2 protein-coding genes are annotated in these 1,175 nt (G+C 71.7%); one reads left to right on the top strand and one right to left on the bottom strand.

All coding sequences use genetic code 11. The annotated features are described in order from the left end of the window. The coding region (locus tag ITP53_RS55415) for an NADH-quinone oxidoreductase subunit J family protein (protein ID WP_195903499.1) at positions 1-540 on the bottom strand (540 nt) is incomplete at its 3' end. Positions 541-995: 455 nt separating this feature from the next. Between ITP53_RS55415 and ITP53_RS56790 the strand changes: the two genes are divergently transcribed. Next, positions 996-1,175: hypothetical protein (locus ITP53_RS56790; protein WP_207757776.1), on the top strand; the 180-nt coding region annotated here is incomplete at its 3' end.

Here is a 1,175-nt window from a genome sequence, read left to right as displayed (position 1 = left end):
GGGTGCGGCGCCGGGGATGTCCGTACGGGACAGGACGATGGCGCCGATCAATGCGGCGAGCAGCAGAACGGACAGCGCTTCGAAGGGCAGCACCCACGTGGCGAACACGCTGGCGCCCAGTGCCTTCGCGGCTCCCGGCCCGGGTGTCAGGGGCGTGTAGGCGGTGCGGAAGCCGTCGATCACCACGGTGACCAGGATGGCCGCCGTCGCTACCGCCACGAGCGCTGAGACCAGGCGGTTGCCGCTGTCCAAGTCGGCGGAGCGGCCGATCGGGGCGCGGGTGAGCATGATGCCGAACAGCATCAGCACGACCACCGCGCCCACATAGATCAGCACCTGGACCCAGGCCACGAACTCGGCGGTCAGCACCAGGTAGCCGCCCGCCAGCGCGCCGAAGCAGAGCACCAGCCAGAGGGCGGCGTGGACGAGTTGTTTGGTCGTGACGACAAGCAGCGCCGATCCAACCGCTACCGCCCCCAGCAGCAAGAACACGATCTCTTGCCCGGTGGGTGACAGGTAGGAGGGCACCGCTTCGGTCACGACTCCTCCTCGGACTCCCTTGTCTCCTCAGGACCGAGCCCCCCGGGTGGGCGGATGGACCGTGGATCGGCCATCCTCCGCCTGCGAGGGCTCGCGGTTGAAGTCTGCTCCTCCTGCTGGGGCCGCGGTCGCGGATCGCCTGAGGCTGTGGACAACTCCGCTGACGATGGCCGGCCTGTGGATGAAGCCGATCCCCCGGGCTGCTCTGGATCCGGCCCCTGTGACTGGTCCTCCGGCGTTCCCCCTTGGGACCGCTCAGACCGCTCAGCAGCCGGCCCCCTGGGCTCCGAACCCACTCCCTGAGGCTGATCTGAACCCGGCCCCTGGGGTTGCGCTGGTTCCGGTCCCGGATGCTGCTCCGGCGTGGATCCCCGGGGCTGCTCTGGGCCTGGGCCCTGCGGATGCTCCGTGGCGGGGCCCGGTTCGGGTGTGGCGTCCGTGGGTTCGGCGGAGGTATGGGGTCGGGGCGTGGTGGCCGCGCCGCCCTGGCCTTCCGTGGCCGCGGGGCCGACGCCTTCCCCTGCCGTGCGGGCCGGGCCTTCCGCAGTCGCGCGCCCGACACCTTCCCCTGGCACGCCGCCCTGGCCTTTCGTGGCTGCGCGGGCCGGGCGTTCGGTGGCTGCACGGGCCGGGCG

The organism is Nonomuraea cypriaca (assembly GCF_015645445.1).
Classification (GTDB): Bacteria; Actinomycetota; Actinomycetes; order Streptosporangiales; family Streptosporangiaceae; genus Nonomuraea; species Nonomuraea cypriaca.
This window is presented reverse-complemented; position numbering and strand designations above follow the sequence as displayed.